Raw genomic sequence first — 14,863 nt, forward strand, 5'->3', positions numbered from 1 at the left:
ACGGAGTTTGCATAGAAGTTCATGAGTAATGTAGATCCTGCAGAAATTGCCAAATTCGAACAGCTCGCCAGCCGCTGGTGGGATAAAGAGGGCGAATTTAAGCCACTCCATGAAATCAATCCGCTGCGCGCCAACTATATCGATGGACTTGCATCAGTCGCGGATAAGAAGCTATTGGATGTCGGATGTGGCGGGGGCATTTTGACGGAAGCCATGGCCCAGAGAGGCGCTGACGTTACCGGCATCGACATGGGAGAGGCACCACTGAATGTGGCCAAACTGCATGCACTGGAAAGCGGCGTAAATGTAAATTACCGGCGGGTAGCTGTCGAAGACTTGGCTGAAGAAATACCGGCTAGTTTTGATGTCGTTACCTGCCTGGAAATGCTGGAACATGTGCCCGATCCGTCATCGGTGATCCGCGCCTGCGCGAAGCTTGTCAAACCCGGTGGCCACCTATTTTTTTCGACAATCAATCGCACTCCTAAGGGCTGGCTTTTCGCAGTAGTAGGGGCAGAATATATCCTACGCTTACTACCCAAAGGCACCCATGAATACGGCAAGTTTATCCGTCCCTCAGAAATGGGCGCCTGGCTGAGGGAAAGCGATTTGGAGTTAAAGGATATTACCGGTATGACATACAACCCGGTAACTCGCACTTATAAACTCAACTCTCGCGATGTCGACGTAAACTACCTTGTGCATGCCATTAAACCCGAGTAAGCGGACGATAAAATGAAAGCAGCTTTATTTGACCTGGATGGCACTCTTCTCGATACCGCGCCAGATTTTATTGTTGTACTTAATCAACTACGGCATCAGGAACAACTGCCTCCACTGCCAGATGAAATAATCCGCGGCACGGTTTCCAATGGTTCTCGCGCATTGGTAACACTGGGGTTTGGCAAGGAAGAGGGAGACCCAGAGTTCAGCAGTCTGCTACAGCGCCTTCTGGATCTATACCTTGCTCACTTGGCTGAGCAAACAGCGCCTTTCCCGGGTATTGAAAACTTGTTGGACACCCTCGTGGACAACAGTATCCCCTGGGGCATTGTGACCAATAAGCCCGAGGCATTTACGCTACCATTAATGCAGGCATTTGAGCACTTGCCACCAGCAGCAGCTGTGATTTGCCCAGACCACGTCAGCAAGACAAAACCAGACCCGGAGCCCATTTTCCTGGCATGCAATCAAATTGGCTGTGCCCCCTCGGAAGCCGTTTATATTGGTGATCACGAGCGGGATATTGTTGCGGGGCAGCGTGCTGGAATGCCAACAATCGCCTGTAGTTATGGTTACATTGATGCATCAGACAACCCAGCCAACTGGGGCGCAGATCACTTGGTCAGCTCTGTAGAGGAAATCTGGCCCCTGCTTAAACAACATTATATTTAACTTTCTAACCCGCGCAGTAACGCCCAGCTCTTGTGCTTGGCGATAGCATCAGGATTTTTCATGTCAGAATTTGCCGGCGACTATGTTGCGCCCACCAACCTGCTCAAAGATAAAATAATACTCATTACTGGTGCTGGTGACGGCATCGGAAAAACTGCCGCAAAAACTTTCGCCTCACACGGAGCCACTGTAGTTTTGCTGGGGCGAACCACAGCAAAACTGGAAATGGTATATGACGAAATTGAAGCAGCTGGCGGTCCTCAACCAGCAATATTTCCGCTCGACTTGAATGAGGCCCGGATCGAGAATTTCGAAAACCTTGCCGAAGCAGTTGATCAAGAGTTTGGCCGACTGGACGGGCTGCTACACAATGCGAGTCTCCTCGGCCAACGAACACCACTAGCCAACTACAACTTCGCCACCTGGCAGCAGGTCATGCAAGTAAATATCAATGCAACATTTGGTCTCACTAAAGCCCTGCTACCACTACTGGAAAAATCTAAAGCTGGGTCGATTGTATTCACCAGCTCAAGTGTTGGTTTAAAAGGGAGAGCCTACTGGGGCGCCTACTCAGTATCAAAATTTGCTACCGAAGGGCTAATGCAGGTTCTCGCCGATGAATTGGATGGCGTATCAAATATACGGGTAAATAGCCTAAATCCCGGCGCCACACGGACATCTATGCGCGCCACTGCATATCCAGCCGAAAACCCCCAGTCTGTGGTAGCTCCCGAAGAAATAATGCCCACTTATCTCTACTTGATGGGAGATGACAGCCTAGGCCAGAGTGGTAAGCACTTCAGTGCACAAAAACGATAATATTGCTAACTGGAAAAACCGGGCATAGCTCGGTTTTTTTATGTCATAAATCAAGAAATTAATTAGCCCTTCCGCTGCCCTGGAGACTTCTTGTCCAGATCGCTATCCCGCTCTGTACCACCATGCTCAGGGGCATCTGCAAAAATATCCCCTTCAAACTCCATCATTTCATTACCCTCGAAAATCTCTGCTTTTTTATCTACCTTACCACTGCTGTCGAAGAGATTTTGCTGAGCTCCACCCTCGAGTGACTGACCTGCTACCAACTCCGTCGCTACCGCTAATGCCGCCCCCGAAACTGAAAGTCGCATGCCCTCATAACAAAAATAGGTGGCCACAAGGGCAAACAAGACTGCTGGAGTTGCTAGACTTTTCATTTTCCACTCCTGGATAGCTTTAATTTATAAAATTTTTCCAATTGATAAATTAATACCCAGGATTTAGTTGATATGCCCCCCCCTGGATACCAAGTCAGATTTAGCCAATAGATCAATCAGACTTAAGAATGAGGCTATTTTTCCACGCAGATTCAGGCAAAAGCGTGAAATATCGCACAAATTTCATTGTCCAGCCCTGCTGGGTCGGGCAGAATAACGCTAACACTAGGCAATAATATGAAATAAAGATTATGAAAGCGGTTCTTTGTTCTCTTGCTTTAATTTTATTGACCCCAATAGCGTATGCTAACTCCTTGACAAAACAGCTGGAAACCTGTTCTGCAATAGCAGTAGATGAAGATCGATTGGCTTGCTTCGATAGCCTCAGTGGCTCCTTGGAACAGCAAGCAAAACAAAACTTTGGCCAAGAACATAAAGCGACCCTTCAAGTTCCAGAGTACATCGAAGCCAAAATCGCCAAAATTCAAGATGACTCTTATGGTAAAAAAATTATTACGCTAGACAATGGCCAGATCTGGAAGCAAAGCGGAAGTGCACGCATATTTTGGGGGGCTGGCGATCTAGTCACTGTAGAGCGTGCCATGCTCGGCTCTTTCTTTATGAAACAAGCAGACGGCGGTCGCAAAATGCGAGTAAAGCGGGTTAAATAACAACCTTTCTTGTCTAAAGGGCAGTAACAGACCCTATTAGCTGCCCTTCCAACCTCAAAGAAGCCCGACAATTAGAACCTTCTAGTCATCGAAAGGAAGGCGCAATAATCAACTTTCATCTATGGTTAAGGTGAAATGGGCGCCACAGGCTGCCTGGAGAGACCAACCAGTACATATCGTTCACGCAGTCAACAGAAGGTTTGAGCACTTGTCCCGAGAAAATTTCTACTCAAGGGATGAAGACTGGCTGAAGGATACAGACAACGCCCTCTCCGATTCCTGCTCCAATGCAGATGATCGCGACCAGGCCACTGATGCCGGGCCCGATATCGAAGAGATTCATTCTGTTGGGGAGCCACTCTCTGAGAGTGGCACAACCCCCATGCAAAGCTACTTAAAGCACCTTTATCGACTCGAGCTGCTAACTCCTGAGGAGGAACACAGTACCACATGCATGCTCAGAGATCTGGAAGACAAACTCATTGTCATCTTACAGCAATACGGCACCGAGCTAGTGCAATTGCGCAGTGAAGGTGTAGAGCAACGGGGAAGTACAGGGGCCTATGATCATGGGCTGATCATAGAGCGCACAGAAGCCCTATTAGTCCTCGATCACCTACCACGCAGAGAGCGCAGTAGACTCAACGGCGTGCTAAAGCGCTTCCAAAAACAGCGCAAAAAGCTGATCCAGTGCAATCTGCGCCTGGTAATCGCCATTGCCAAGCGTTTTCGCAACCCATCGGTTCCTTTTATCGACCTTATCCAGGAAGGCAATGTCGGTCTGATGAAAGCCATAGAGCGCTTTAAGCCACAAATGGGTTATCGCTTTTCCACCTATGCCTATTGGTGGATTCAACAGGAAATCCAGCTGGCCCTGCGCCGAAATGAGGACCTGGTTCGCCAACCTGCAAATGTCCAGGATGATCTGAGAGCGATCTACAGGGCGATAGGTGAAGTCCGTGCCCAAGGGCTTCCCGCATCCGATGAAAATCTCGCTACGCAAACCGGCTTGGACCTGGAGCGTATCCAAAGCCTACTAAAGCTGCCTGGGCCCACCGGCTCGTTAGATGACCCTGTTGCCGATGACCAAAGCAGCACGCGACTCGACTACGCGCCAGCCGACGAACTCTACAATACCGACGAGCTGGTAACCAACCAGGAGTTGGCCGAGCGATTGCGTGAAGCTGTCGCGCGACTACCTGCCAGACAGAGAACTGTTTTAAATCTTCGCTATGGGCTGGTATCCGATAGAGACTGCTCATTTCGAGTCATCGGCGAACAACTGGGATTAAGTCAGGAAAGGGCCAGACAACTGCATTCCGACGCACTTCGACAACTGAAGCGGCAATGGCGCTGAAAAAAAGGAAGAAGCCGGTGGCAAGCCTCATCATTGAAACTTGCCATCGCCATCTTTCCCTCTAGTCTTAATAAAGCTCAATTAGTTAACATCGGAAGTTATGCGTAAGCCAGTGGTTTCATGTATGTGCGGTAATACCCTTAAAAATTACGCACCTTTTTTTATTTATGGACTCTTAATTTCCCCTTTCACTTTTGCTGAGTCAGAATTTATTGCTAGCGCAGGAAAGGGGCTGGGCAGTGAGCTGATGCAAGTGCACTCCATCTCAGCCGCAGAAATGGCAGGCTTCAGCTATTCCTACCTGCTCGCATCATCCAATCTCGACAACAATTTTTGGGAATGGTGGGGGCAAGGTAGTTATTCCCACATGCGAATAAAATATCGCGACGAAAGCCAGCAACAAAATATATTTGAATTAAAGCCTCTACTGCGCTGGTACCCACGCAATGAACCTCGCGGCGGATTTGGAGAAGCTGGTGTAGGCGCATCCTATTTAAGTAACGATCATTTTGGCAGTATCAGAATGAGCACAAAATTAAACTTCGCACTGCATTTTGCTTTGGGCTATCGCTTCTCAGGTGGCCATACACTATCTTTACGCTATAGCCACTTCTCCAATGCCAGGACCAATACACCCAACCCCGGCTTCGACTTCGCATCCCTAAATGGGCACTTCAATTTTTAGTCAGGCCAAAAATAGATTATCAAGGCCTATCCAGTAATTCATGGTAAAGGTTTACAGTTTGTTTAACTAAATCCTCATTATAAAAACTGTGAAATTCAATTTTTACTAAACGATCGGTTAAGGCTAAAGCAGCTTCAGATAAAGCTTCTACATTTTTGCGCTCTACGATTCCCTCCGGAAAACAATGGGCCAACACTTCCCCCGCACACGTATCCTTATAAGCAATCACTGGACATCCCATTGCAAGCGCTGCCATAGCATTCCTGCCGCATGGCTCATACGGGCGAGCAAGACTAACTAACACCTGGGATGAGGCATACAGCTCGCGCATGTCCTGGCGAGCCCCAAGGAACAGCACGCGCCCTTCTAAACCCAGTTCTTGGGCATATAACTCCAGCTTGCGGATATAACGCAAATCATCCTTTTGTTGCTTGCCAATAACCAAGCCCATTATATCCTCACGACCTCGCACTGAATAAGCGAGTCCCTGTAGAAAAAAGCCTAACTCTCCTTCCAGGGATAAATCCCCCGAATACAGCCACCAGTTTTTTCCCTCCAGCTGAGGATAATTATTCAGAAGACGCAAATGCCATTGCCCTGAAATGGGTTTGCTACGATCAAATTCCTTAGCGCCAACTCCCCAGGGAATAACACTGGCCGGCGAGACCATCTTCTTTCCGTAGTGCGCCTGTAATTGATTAGCCACTCCAAGGGATGTGGCGATAACCCGCTCCCCGGCAATCACACCAGCATCTCGGCGACTGGGTGCACGATTGCTATCGACATGGGTTACCAAACCTGGACGATTTACATCATCCATACGCCGCCAAGCCCGCGAAGTCAATAAAGCAGCTAACCGTCCATGCACATGTATGATATCTGCTTGTAGCCCGGCCAAAATATTAGTAAGACGCCGTACAAGGGGTTGTGACCAGAGGGGTTTTTTATTCAAAGGCAGTTGAATATGCTGGATACCATGTAGCTTGAGACGAGCAACCAGCGCCCCACCTGCCGAGATCACAACAGGCTCATGCCCCTGTTGGCTCAACGCTTGTATAAAGTCCAATGCGGCCTTCCCTGCATCTCCAGGCTCTAACTCAGGCCAAACTTGTACAATTCTCAAAATGTTTACCGCGAAAATGGAACAAAGTCACTATTTTGACTCTCACTGATTTAGTTTCCCAGTAAATTCCGCACATGCCAACGGGAAAACCTACACATATGGCCAGTTTATCTTTGCCGTCACCTCCAGTATCAGCGCCTACTCCAGGGTGTTACTATTCTTTCGCTTAAACAAGATCAGGGACCAGCAATGATTCATCGTTACTTATCACAGTCGATAGCTCTCGCTCTCATATTATTTGTCGGTTTAGTAAATGCCGCAGAAACTGACCAAGGTATCTTCTGGAAGGCCACCAAAGAGAACCAGACTATCTATCTGCTGGGCTCAATCCACTTAGCTACAGAAGACTTCTACCCCATGCGCCCCCAAATTGAGCGCGCCTATGCCGAGAGCGATGCCATTGCAGTAGAAGCCGATATTCTCGCTGCGGAAGGCGATATGCTGCTACAGCAGAAAATCATGATGGAATCAGTCTACCAGGGTGAACGTAATCTACGTGACGACCTCCCCCCGGAAACGTACAAACAGCTACAGAAGTGGATACAAAAGCACAATATGCCGGAGGCTATGTTTATTCGCCAGCGCCCTGCAATTGCCATGATTTCCATGAGTATGGTCGAAATGCAGGCCCATGGCCTCAATCCTGAACTGGGTATAGATCGCCATTTTCTGCAAAAAGCCAAGAAAGATGACAAACCGGTCGTTGAACTCGAAGGGGTTTTACAGCAGTTCCAACTGTTAAATGGCCTGGACAACCCAGCTCTTCTGTTACAACAAACCCTTGAGCAGCTGGAAGATATATCCAGCTTCCTCCCCAAGCTCACCAAGGCTTGGAAGGACGGCGATGAGAAAACTCTCCACCACCTAATTATCCTTGACGGACTCAATGAAAACCCGGAATACAAACCGCTTTACGATACGCTGTTTTTCAAGCGCAATGAAAATATGGCGAAGCGAATCAGCTTAAAAGCGCCAAACCATTCATCCCTGTTTGTTATTGTTGGAGCAGGACACCTAGTTGGGGGGGGCAGCATCGTGGAGCTGCTCAAAGAGGACGGATACAAGCTGGACCGGATATAGCCCCCACCGGATAATATTCGAGCTATTTGGTAGTACGAGACGATACTCCCTCCCAATAACCTTGCCGCCAGTTTCTTTTGGGCGGCAATCTTCTTCCCCCATTTCCCGCCAGGACAACAACTATTAACAGCAATCAGCTTTGCTCCATCTCGCGCGGGGTACATACAGAGAAAACCTAATACTCCCTTACAACTGGTCCATGCACACTTGCTAAACTGCAACAACACGCCGCGGTCGCTAAGTACCGCTTTGATACGGAGCGTCATATGAAATGCTATGGCCTATATTGCGCCTTAGCCTTTGCTTTTCTATCGCCCCCTGCTTTGGCAGACAAAGCCGAATCGAAAGGGGGGCTCAAAATTGTCTCCGACGACGGGAACTTTTCTGCGGAACTTGGAGGTCGCATCCATTTTGACACCTACCTCTTTGATAAAGATGATAGCTACTATGAAGACCTCATTCTCATTGACGACTTTGAAGAACCGGTAAATACCACAGATTTCCGTCGGGTACGCCTGGCAATGAAAGGGAAGCTATGGGAGTGGGAATATAAGCTCGAACGGGACTTTGCCACTAGCGGTACCGCTGGGCTTAGAGATGTTTATTTGGCAACCGAAGTCCTCGATGGAAGGCTCCGAATAGGAAACTACAAACCGAACCGTTCCATTAATGAGCTTACGTCCTCCAACGAAATCACCATGATGGAACGCGCCTTTGCTACCGCTGCCGGCATCTATGACAACCGAGGCAGGCAGCAGGGCATCGGCTGGAATACCTACTGGTGCTGCCATACTTTTGGCTTTGATTTGATAAATTTGCGCAATCCTGGCGACCCCCGCAATTCAGGTGTTGGCGCCACAACCAGGTTTACCTGGGCTCCGATTGATGACTATAAAAGTACATTGCATCTGGGTGCCTCGCTTAGTTATGAAGATGCCAATCAAAACACTCCTCCTCGGAGGGCCCTAGTCGAATATGCCGGCCGCCGCGGCCCAGAGCAATTAGTCGCATTGAGCCCAGGCGGAAACGCTTTCTTCTTTGGGGAATTTGGCGATGAGGAGTTTTATCTTGGGAAGCCAGAAGGTGATGTACTGATACTAGGTCTGGAACTGGCTGGTACTTACGGCCCTTTTTTTGCTCAATCGGAGTATGCTATTGGCAGATTCTCCGGTGACTTTTTCCTCTCCGAGCTCACTTTCGAAGAGTTTTTTGGTGCCCCACCCAACTTCTTTTGCGACCCACTTACTGGTTGTTTTATCGGTGACCAAAGTGTCCATACTTGGTATATCACTGGAAGCTGGGCAGTAACCGGGCAACACAAACCCTATAACTATAAGAAGGGTCTTTTTAAGTCAATTAAGCCCCGGCCTCCAGCTGGGGCTTTCGAAGTGACGGCCCGCTACGACACGATTGAAAATCGCGACATTCCCAATATGACGGTTCAAAATTTTGTCTTTGGATTTAATTATTATTTCAATCCCAAAGTGCGATTCATGTTAAATGTGACTCTAGGTAATGACCGCTTTACTGGAGATCAAACCCGACAGTTTGCTGTTCGCATGCAGGGATATTGGTAATTATCAACGAGGGAGGCTCAACGGCAAGCCGTCAAACCGCCCAATGAGAATTAATAATTAACCAACCTGCTGGGCATTAGCAGGATCAAATACCTCCACTTCAGAGGCCCGTTTGATATCGCGCACCGGGTTTTCGAATCGAGTGAGAGCCACATCACGCTGTTGCCTGGCTTTCTCCAGATTGGCCTCTTTCACGTGGCCATAGCCTCGAATTTCCTCTGGATAGTTGAGTAAATCAATAGCTGCGGCGTGGTTCTGTGCATTCAGCTCACCCATTACCTTATCGACCAACTCCTCATATTCGCTAATTAAGGCACGCTCCATTCTGCGCTCGGCAGTGTAACCAAACACATCCAATACGGTACCGCGCAGGAATTTTAATTTGGCCAGGACACCGAAGGCTTTAAACATCCATCCGCCAAACTTCATTTTGCGTGGGCGCCCCAATACCTTGTCAAAACGCGCCAGCAGGGGCGGGGCCAAGTTGAACTCCAACTCAATTTCGCCGCTGAAATTCTCCTGCAGGGATTGAGTAAAACGGCCATCGGTATATAAGCGCGCCACCTCGTATTCATCTTTATAGGCCAAGAGTTTGGCGTAATTACGCGCGACAATCTCTGCAAGCTTGAGATTGCCCGGCACTTTAAGAACTTCCGCTGCCTTCACCTTATCCACCAGGTTTTGGTAGCGCTGCGCCAGTTCAGTATTCTGGTAACCAGTGAGATGCTTTACCCGGTGAGCAACCACTTCTTCCAACCCCTGCGGTAAAGCAACAGGGACTTGGTCGTGAGCCAGTAGCTTGTTTAAGGTTTTGGAATCAGCAGCAGCAAGACGACCAGCGGCAAAGCCCTGCAGGTTGCCCTCAACTGCAACACCATTCAGCTCAATAGCCTGCAACAACGACTCCTGAGAAAGCGGCAATAACCCTTTTTGCCAGGCAAAACCCAACATAAAGATATTTGCGGCCAGGGTATCCCCCAGTGCCAACTTGGTGAGCCTATGCGCCTCTACAGACTCCAACTCACAAACAGCATTACTCAAGGTGTCTAATACAGCCTGAGGCGAGTGTGCATCCTCACGACCCAAAACAGTAGCAGCGGTTGGACTCAGATGGGTATTTACCACTGCCCGACTATGGGTTTCATCCAGCTTAGCCAGACAGGCTGCGAGGTTGCCCGCGGCAATCAGGTCACAAGCCATCAGCGCGTCTGCTCGACCATCAGAAATACGAACAGCCTGCAACGCGTCAGGCTTTGCAGCAAAGCGGATATGGGAATAAACCGCCCCGCCCTTTTGCGCAAGGCCAGTCTGATCCAGGGTACTGCAGGCCTTACCTTCAATGTGGGCTGCCATTGCCAGCAAAGCACCGATAGTAACCACTCCGGTTCCACCTACACCGGTTACCAGGAAGTTAAACGGCTCACCCAGGGCGGGTAGTTGCGGTGCAGATAATTTATCCGCCTCAGTGCGTAACACATCGCCAACCCCGGCACCTTTGGCCAGGCGCCCACCTTTCACAGTAACAAACGATGGGCAAAAACCATTGATGCAGGAGAGGTCCTGATTGCAACCAGTCTGGTTTACCCGGCGCTTATCCCCCAGGGCAGTAGCAACTTTTTCTACCGCGATACAGCTGGATTGCTGCACGCAGTCACCACAGCCTTCACACACCAGCTCATTGATAAACGGGCGCCCCTCTGCCTGGGGTAACAGGCCGCGTTTGCGCTTGCGGCGCAGCTCAGTAGCGCAGGTTTGGTCGTAGATAATTACTGTACAACCTTCAACTTCGCGAAGCTCTTCCATAACCGCCGGCATATAATCGCGATGGCGGATCTCCACCTCGGCAGGGAAAGATAGAGCACCCTTATATTTATCCGGGTTATCCATCACCAGTACAACTTTCTGCACCCCCTCAGCCAATACCTGGCGACAGATCATATCCGGTGCCAGCTCTCCGTCATGGGGCTGGCCACCTGTCATAGCGACAGCGTCGTTAAACAGAATTTTGTAGGTGATATTCACCTTGGCTGCGACAGACGCCCGAATGGCCAAGATTCCTGAGTGAAAATAAGTGCCATCACCCAAGTTCACGAATACGTGCTTTTCACTGGTAAAAGGCGCCTGGCCTACCCAGTTGACGCCCTCGGCGCCCATCTGAGTAAAGGTAAAAGTCTCCCTATCGAGCCACTGGGCCATATAGTGACAGCCAATTCCCGCGAGAGCACGGCTACCTTCAGGCACTTTTGTTGAGCGGTTATGGGGGCAACCGGCGCAGAACATGGGCAAGCGTGAAACACTGGAGCCCGCCTGCTGGGAAATCCGCTGGGAAAGGGCATTGAGGCGCATCAGGCGATGGCGACCACGCTCACCCAACTTGTCGTCACCCAACACAAAGCCCAAAACCTGGGCAACAATCGCCGGTGAAAGCTCACCGTAAGCGGGCATCAGTGGCTGGTCATGCTCATCCACCTTACCGAGAATACGCGGGAAATTAGGGTCTTTAACGTGGACGTTATACAGCTCCTCTTTAAGCTGCACTTCCATCAAGCTGCGCTTCTCCTCCAGCACTAGCAGGGTATCCAGGCCTCGAGCAAATTCCTGAATGCCAGGTACATCCAGCGGGTAAGTCATACCCACCTTGAGAATCCGAATTCCAAGCTGCTTAGCCTGGCCTTCATCAATCCCCATATCCTCAAAAGCCTGCATCAGGTCAAGATGGGCCTTGCCGGTAGTGACGATGCCGAGACTGGCCTCGGGATTTTCCAGCACAACTTTGTTCAGATTATTGGCACGGGCAAAAGCCAACGCTGCCGGACGCTTATAACGCCACAGGCGCTCCTCCTGCTCCAGGGGGTTATCCTGTTTGCGAATATTTAAGCCCCCCTTGGGGCGCTCGATTTCCGGATAGGTGAACTGCACACGCTGCGAGCCCACTTCTACCGTGGCAGAACTGTCCATATTTTCCGCCAGAGTGATCATCGCTACCCAGCAGCCACTGAAGCGGGACAACTCCAAGCCATAATGACCATAATCCAGTACCTCCTGCACAGTGGCGGGGTTGAGCACTGGAATATGCATATCTACAAAAGCAAATTCAGATTGGCCCGGGTATGAAGATGACTTACAGCCGTGGTCGTCGCCGGCCACAATCAGGGCTCCACCCTTTGGAGAGGACCCTGCAGCATTCGCATGGCGGAAAGCATCACAGGAGCGGTCCACACCCGGTGTCTTTCCATACCAAATGCCACAGACGCCATCTACCTCAGCGCCTTCAAACAGACCCACTTGCTGGGAACCCCATACCGCAGTCGCAGCCAGCTCTTCATTGACGCCCGGCTGGAAACGAATATTGTGCTGCCCCAGTAGTTTTTTGGCGCGAGAAAGCTGCAAATCATAGCCACCCAGCGGTGATCCGCGGTAACCAGAGATAAAAGTCGCGGTATTGAGACCGCGGGATTGATCCATACGCATCTGGTCGATCGGCAGGCGCACCAACGCCTGGATGCCAGAGAGAAGCACACGGCCTTTAAGGGTGGTATAGCGATCGTCCAGGGATACTTGCTTCTTTACCTGGTTGTCCGCCGCGCGCTGGGGACTGGTTACGTTATCAGTCATACACCTAACTTCCGGTCGTTTATTCTTCTCGAAACTCGGTTCGAATTTTAAGTCATTATTCTTCCGAATCGCCTCGTATCAGCAGTCGGATGCCGGGTTCGTGATGGGCCCACAGAATCCTTTGGCGGGCAATCACAAAAAGCATCCGCCCTGAGACGGATTGGTCAGGTCATACTAGTTCGTTAAGCGCAACAGAGCATTGCTTTATTTACGTAAATGTGCGTAAATTTGTGATGAAAATCTCGATCGATCAAATTTTTATAGGATAGGAGTCTTTATGAAGCGTTCGACAGACCTGGATGATTTTGACCGTAAGATTCTGCGAGCGCTGCAGGAGAACGCCGATTATTCCATGGCGGAGCTAGGAGACAAAGTCGGCCTCTCCCACACTCCCTGCTGGCGCCGGATCAAAAGGCTGGAGGCGGAAGGGATTATCCGTGGCCGGGTAACCCTGCTGGACCCCCGCAAGTTAGACCTGGGAGTGACAGTATACTGCTATGTCACTATCCACAACCATGACGAAGAATCCCTGAACAATTTTGAGTCTGCGGTCCAGGATGTCCAGGAAGTTGTAGAGTGTTATTCAACCAGTGGTGACAAAGACTATGTTCTACGTGTTGTCGTGGACAGCGTGGAGCATTATGAGCAACTTCTAAAGCGCTCTCTGGTGCACCTGCCCAACGTGGCCTCGGTGAACTCTACTTTTGCCTTAAAGCAAGTGAAGTACACCACCCAGCTTCCCCTCTGAGGAAAGATATAAGTCAGAGCCCCAACAATCAAGGGGCTCTACTGCCGCTCTAGGGTTATCGTGGCAGTTGACTTAACAACCGATCCAAAGCCTGCTGCATGGTCAGACCGTCGCAGTCTACCGTAATGTCCGCATATTCCCGGTACAGAGCTTGGCGTTCAGTAAACAGAGCTTCAAAAGTCTGCCCCGGAGCCTTAGCAATCCCGCGACTTTCATAATTGTGAATACGGCGGCGCAACTCTTCAGCAGAGCACTCCAAGAACACGATTGTGCCGAGCTCTTTTAAATTGGCCATACCTTCGTCGCTATAGACAGCGCTGCCACCCGTAGCAATGACATGGCTGGGCAGATGGGAAGCCGCAATCACTTCTCCCTCAATAGCCCTCAAATTCAAATAGTCGCTTTCTGCCATGATCTCCTGCAGGGTTTTCCCCTCCCTGGCTTGGATCAGTACATCGGTATCGACAAAATCAAGAGCCAACTCCTTTGCCAGCAACACACCCAGGGTGCTCTTGCCTGCACCAGGCATACCAATCAGAACAATACTTTTTCTTTTTTTCATCAGTTCAAATGTTCGAGAATAAATCGTGCATACCTTTTTAATCCCCACGGCGAGGGAAAACTACCGAACGCAACCAACCTAAGACGCCGTTGCCCTTGAGCATCATCTTGTCAAGCTCATCCAGATTATGGGCCTGGCGAAAAGCATCGGCAAATAATGCCTCACGAGTAATCATTCGGCGTTTGGGATTAATACTTTTTACAGGCTTTGCAGGATTACCAGCAACTACAGTATTTGCCGGAACATCCTTGGTAACCACACTGCCTGCTCCAACCACCGAATTATCCCCAATACTCACCCCCTTACAAATCGTCGCACTATCACCAATCCAGACATTATTTCCCAAGCGGACTGGTGCAGTGCAGCGAAAAGGCCTGGTGCGATTATAGAGTCCATGCCAATCCGAATCCGAAATATATACATTCGCGGCAATCATACAGGCGTTGCCAATTTCTATGGACTGTGCAGCGGAAATACGCACACCCGGGGAAATCAGCACATAATCACCGATGGTGATAAATGCCTCGCCACCCTTATGGCCAAATGTCGTAAAGCGAATACATTTTTCTGCATTGGAAATTAAATGGGGATAATTACCAATACGGACATTACTGCCAAAAACATAGACCGAAGAGGGATCCATCACTTCAGGCTCGACCCCCATGGCATCAAATTGTGGCAGCAGAAAGTACTCAGTGCGCCAGTTGCGCCAACGCAACTGTAAACGCTTCATCCAATAGGGCCTATGGTCCTTGCGCATACATTAAATTCTGTTTGATTTAGCACTACATATAAAACAAATCGCAATTGCTTTTGTATAAGCAGCGGTTTAGTGTTTGGTCCACAAAAAATAG

At 49.7% G+C, this 14,863-nt stretch carries 14 protein-coding genes; 9 read left to right on the plus strand and 5 right to left on the minus strand.

The features are described 5' to 3' along the window. The first annotated feature begins 21 nt into the window (after window positions 1–21). Genes ubiG through ACJJJB_RS11965 form a run of 3 tightly spaced genes read left to right on the plus strand, consistent with a single transcriptional unit; the run spans window position 22 to window position 2,214 of the window. Window positions 22–723 (plus strand): bifunctional 2-polyprenyl-6-hydroxyphenol methylase/3-demethylubiquinol 3-O-methyltransferase UbiG, encoded by a 702-nt coding sequence (gene ubiG, locus ACJJJB_RS11955; protein ID WP_020413367.1) that lies wholly within the window; start codon window positions 22–24, stop codon window positions 721–723. A 12-nt stretch (window positions 724–735) separates the two neighbouring features. Next, window positions 736–1,395, plus strand: a complete 660-nt coding sequence (locus tag ACJJJB_RS11960; protein ID WP_020413368.1) for an HAD family hydrolase — start codon at window positions 736–738, stop codon at window positions 1,393–1,395. A gap of 60 nt (window positions 1,396–1,455) precedes the next feature. Beyond that, entirely contained in the window at window positions 1,456–2,214 is a 759-nt protein-coding gene (locus ACJJJB_RS11965; protein ID WP_444901210.1) for a YciK family oxidoreductase, read from the plus strand. Window positions 2,215–2,276: 62 nt separating this feature from the next. Here the strand turns inward: ACJJJB_RS11965 and ACJJJB_RS11970 are convergent, their stop codons facing one another. Further along, complete coding sequence (locus tag ACJJJB_RS11970; protein ID WP_444946418.1) at window positions 2,277–2,591, minus strand: hypothetical protein; 315 nt, start codon at window positions 2,589–2,591, stop codon at window positions 2,277–2,279. A 251-nt stretch (window positions 2,592–2,842) separates the two neighbouring features. Between ACJJJB_RS11970 and ACJJJB_RS11975 the strand changes: the two genes are divergently transcribed. The 3 genes from ACJJJB_RS11975 (at window position 2,843) to ACJJJB_RS11985 (ending at window position 5,304) form a co-directional block, all read left to right on the plus strand. Continuing rightward, window positions 2,843–3,262 (plus strand): hypothetical protein, encoded by a 420-nt coding sequence (locus tag ACJJJB_RS11975; protein ID WP_444946417.1) that lies wholly within the window; start codon window positions 2,843–2,845, stop codon window positions 3,260–3,262. Window positions 3,263–3,470: 208 nt separating this feature from the next. Then, window positions 3,471–4,619: a sigma-70 family RNA polymerase sigma factor gene (locus ACJJJB_RS11980; protein WP_040628847.1), complete on the plus strand. Its 1,149-nt coding sequence runs from the start codon at window positions 3,471–3,473 to the stop codon at window positions 4,617–4,619. A 100-nt stretch (window positions 4,620–4,719) separates the two neighbouring features. After that, entirely contained in the window at window positions 4,720–5,304 is a 585-nt protein-coding gene (locus ACJJJB_RS11985; protein WP_157533489.1) for an acyloxyacyl hydrolase, read from the plus strand. A gap of 19 nt (window positions 5,305–5,323) precedes the next feature. Here ACJJJB_RS11985 and ACJJJB_RS11990 read toward each other — a convergent pair whose 3' ends face one another. Next, on the minus strand, window positions 5,324–6,427 hold the full coding sequence (locus tag ACJJJB_RS11990; RefSeq protein WP_445364978.1) for a glycosyltransferase: 1,104 nt from the start codon (window positions 6,425–6,427) through the stop codon (window positions 5,324–5,326). Between the two features lie 189 nt (window positions 6,428–6,616). Between ACJJJB_RS11990 and ACJJJB_RS11995 the strand changes: the two genes are divergently transcribed. Together ACJJJB_RS11995 and ACJJJB_RS12000 are read left to right on the plus strand one after the other, a co-directional pair. After that, window positions 6,617–7,507 carry a TraB/GumN family protein gene (locus ACJJJB_RS11995; RefSeq protein ID WP_020413375.1) on the plus strand — a complete coding sequence of 297 codons (891 nt, stop codon included), beginning with the start codon at window positions 6,617–6,619 and terminating at the stop codon, window positions 7,505–7,507. Window positions 7,508–7,773: 266 nt separating this feature from the next. Then, window positions 7,774–9,084 carry an OprO/OprP family phosphate-selective porin gene (locus ACJJJB_RS12000; RefSeq protein WP_445364979.1) on the plus strand — a complete coding sequence of 437 codons (1,311 nt, stop codon included), beginning with the start codon at window positions 7,774–7,776 and terminating at the stop codon, window positions 9,082–9,084. A gap of 57 nt (window positions 9,085–9,141) precedes the next feature. Here ACJJJB_RS12000 and ACJJJB_RS12005 read toward each other — a convergent pair whose 3' ends face one another. Continuing rightward, window positions 9,142–12,699, minus strand: a complete 3,558-nt coding sequence (locus ACJJJB_RS12005; RefSeq protein ID WP_445364980.1) for an indolepyruvate ferredoxin oxidoreductase family protein — start codon at window positions 12,697–12,699, stop codon at window positions 9,142–9,144. Between the two features lie 277 nt (window positions 12,700–12,976). Here ACJJJB_RS12005 and ACJJJB_RS12010 point away from each other — a divergent pair, with 277 nt between their 5' ends. Continuing rightward, window positions 12,977–13,447, plus strand: a complete 471-nt coding sequence (locus ACJJJB_RS12010) for an Lrp/AsnC family transcriptional regulator (protein WP_020413378.1) — start codon at window positions 12,977–12,979, stop codon at window positions 13,445–13,447. Between the two features lie 55 nt (window positions 13,448–13,502). Here ACJJJB_RS12010 and ACJJJB_RS12015 read toward each other — a convergent pair whose 3' ends face one another. Beyond that, window positions 13,503–14,009, minus strand: a complete 507-nt coding sequence (locus tag ACJJJB_RS12015; protein WP_020413379.1) for a shikimate kinase — start codon at window positions 14,007–14,009, stop codon at window positions 13,503–13,505. Window positions 14,010–14,046: 37 nt separating this feature from the next. Next, entirely contained in the window at window positions 14,047–14,769 is a 723-nt protein-coding gene (locus ACJJJB_RS12020) for an acyltransferase (protein ID WP_020413380.1), read from the minus strand. Between the last annotated feature and the right edge of the window lie 94 nt (window positions 14,770–14,863).

Source organism: Microbulbifer variabilis (assembly GCF_052468405.1).

Bases quoted from the DNA above. Each gene is read 5' to 3' on its own strand.
- ubiG (WP_020413367.1), top strand. From the start codon at position 22: ATGAGTAATGTAGATCCTGCAGAAATTGCCAAATTCGAACAGCTCGCC.
- ACJJJB_RS11960 (WP_020413368.1), top strand. From the start codon at position 736: ATGAAAGCAGCTTTATTTGACCTGGATGGCACTCTTCTCGATACCGCG.
- ACJJJB_RS11965 (WP_444901210.1), top strand. From the start codon at position 1,456: ATGTCAGAATTTGCCGGCGACTATGTTGCGCCCACCAACCTGCTCAAA.
- ACJJJB_RS11970 (WP_444946418.1), bottom strand. From the start codon at position 2,591: ATGAAAAGTCTAGCAACTCCAGCAGTCTTGTTTGCCCTTGTGGCCACC.
- ACJJJB_RS11975 (WP_444946417.1), top strand. From the start codon at position 2,843: ATGAAAGCGGTTCTTTGTTCTCTTGCTTTAATTTTATTGACCCCAATA.
- ACJJJB_RS11985 (WP_157533489.1), top strand. From the start codon at position 4,720: ATGCGTAAGCCAGTGGTTTCATGTATGTGCGGTAATACCCTTAAAAAT.
- ACJJJB_RS11995 (WP_020413375.1), top strand. From the start codon at position 6,617: ATGATTCATCGTTACTTATCACAGTCGATAGCTCTCGCTCTCATATTA.
- ACJJJB_RS12000 (WP_445364979.1), top strand. From the start codon at position 7,774: ATGAAATGCTATGGCCTATATTGCGCCTTAGCCTTTGCTTTTCTATCG.
- ACJJJB_RS12005 (WP_445364980.1), bottom strand. From the start codon at position 12,699: ATGACTGATAACGTAACCAGTCCCCAGCGCGCGGCGGACAACCAGGTA.
- ACJJJB_RS12010 (WP_020413378.1), top strand. From the start codon at position 12,977: ATGAAGCGTTCGACAGACCTGGATGATTTTGACCGTAAGATTCTGCGA.
- ACJJJB_RS12015 (WP_020413379.1), bottom strand. From the start codon at position 14,009: ATGAAAAAAAGAAAAAGTATTGTTCTGATTGGTATGCCTGGTGCAGGC.
- ACJJJB_RS12020 (WP_020413380.1), bottom strand. From the start codon at position 14,769: ATGCGCAAGGACCATAGGCCCTATTGGATGAAGCGTTTACAGTTGCGT.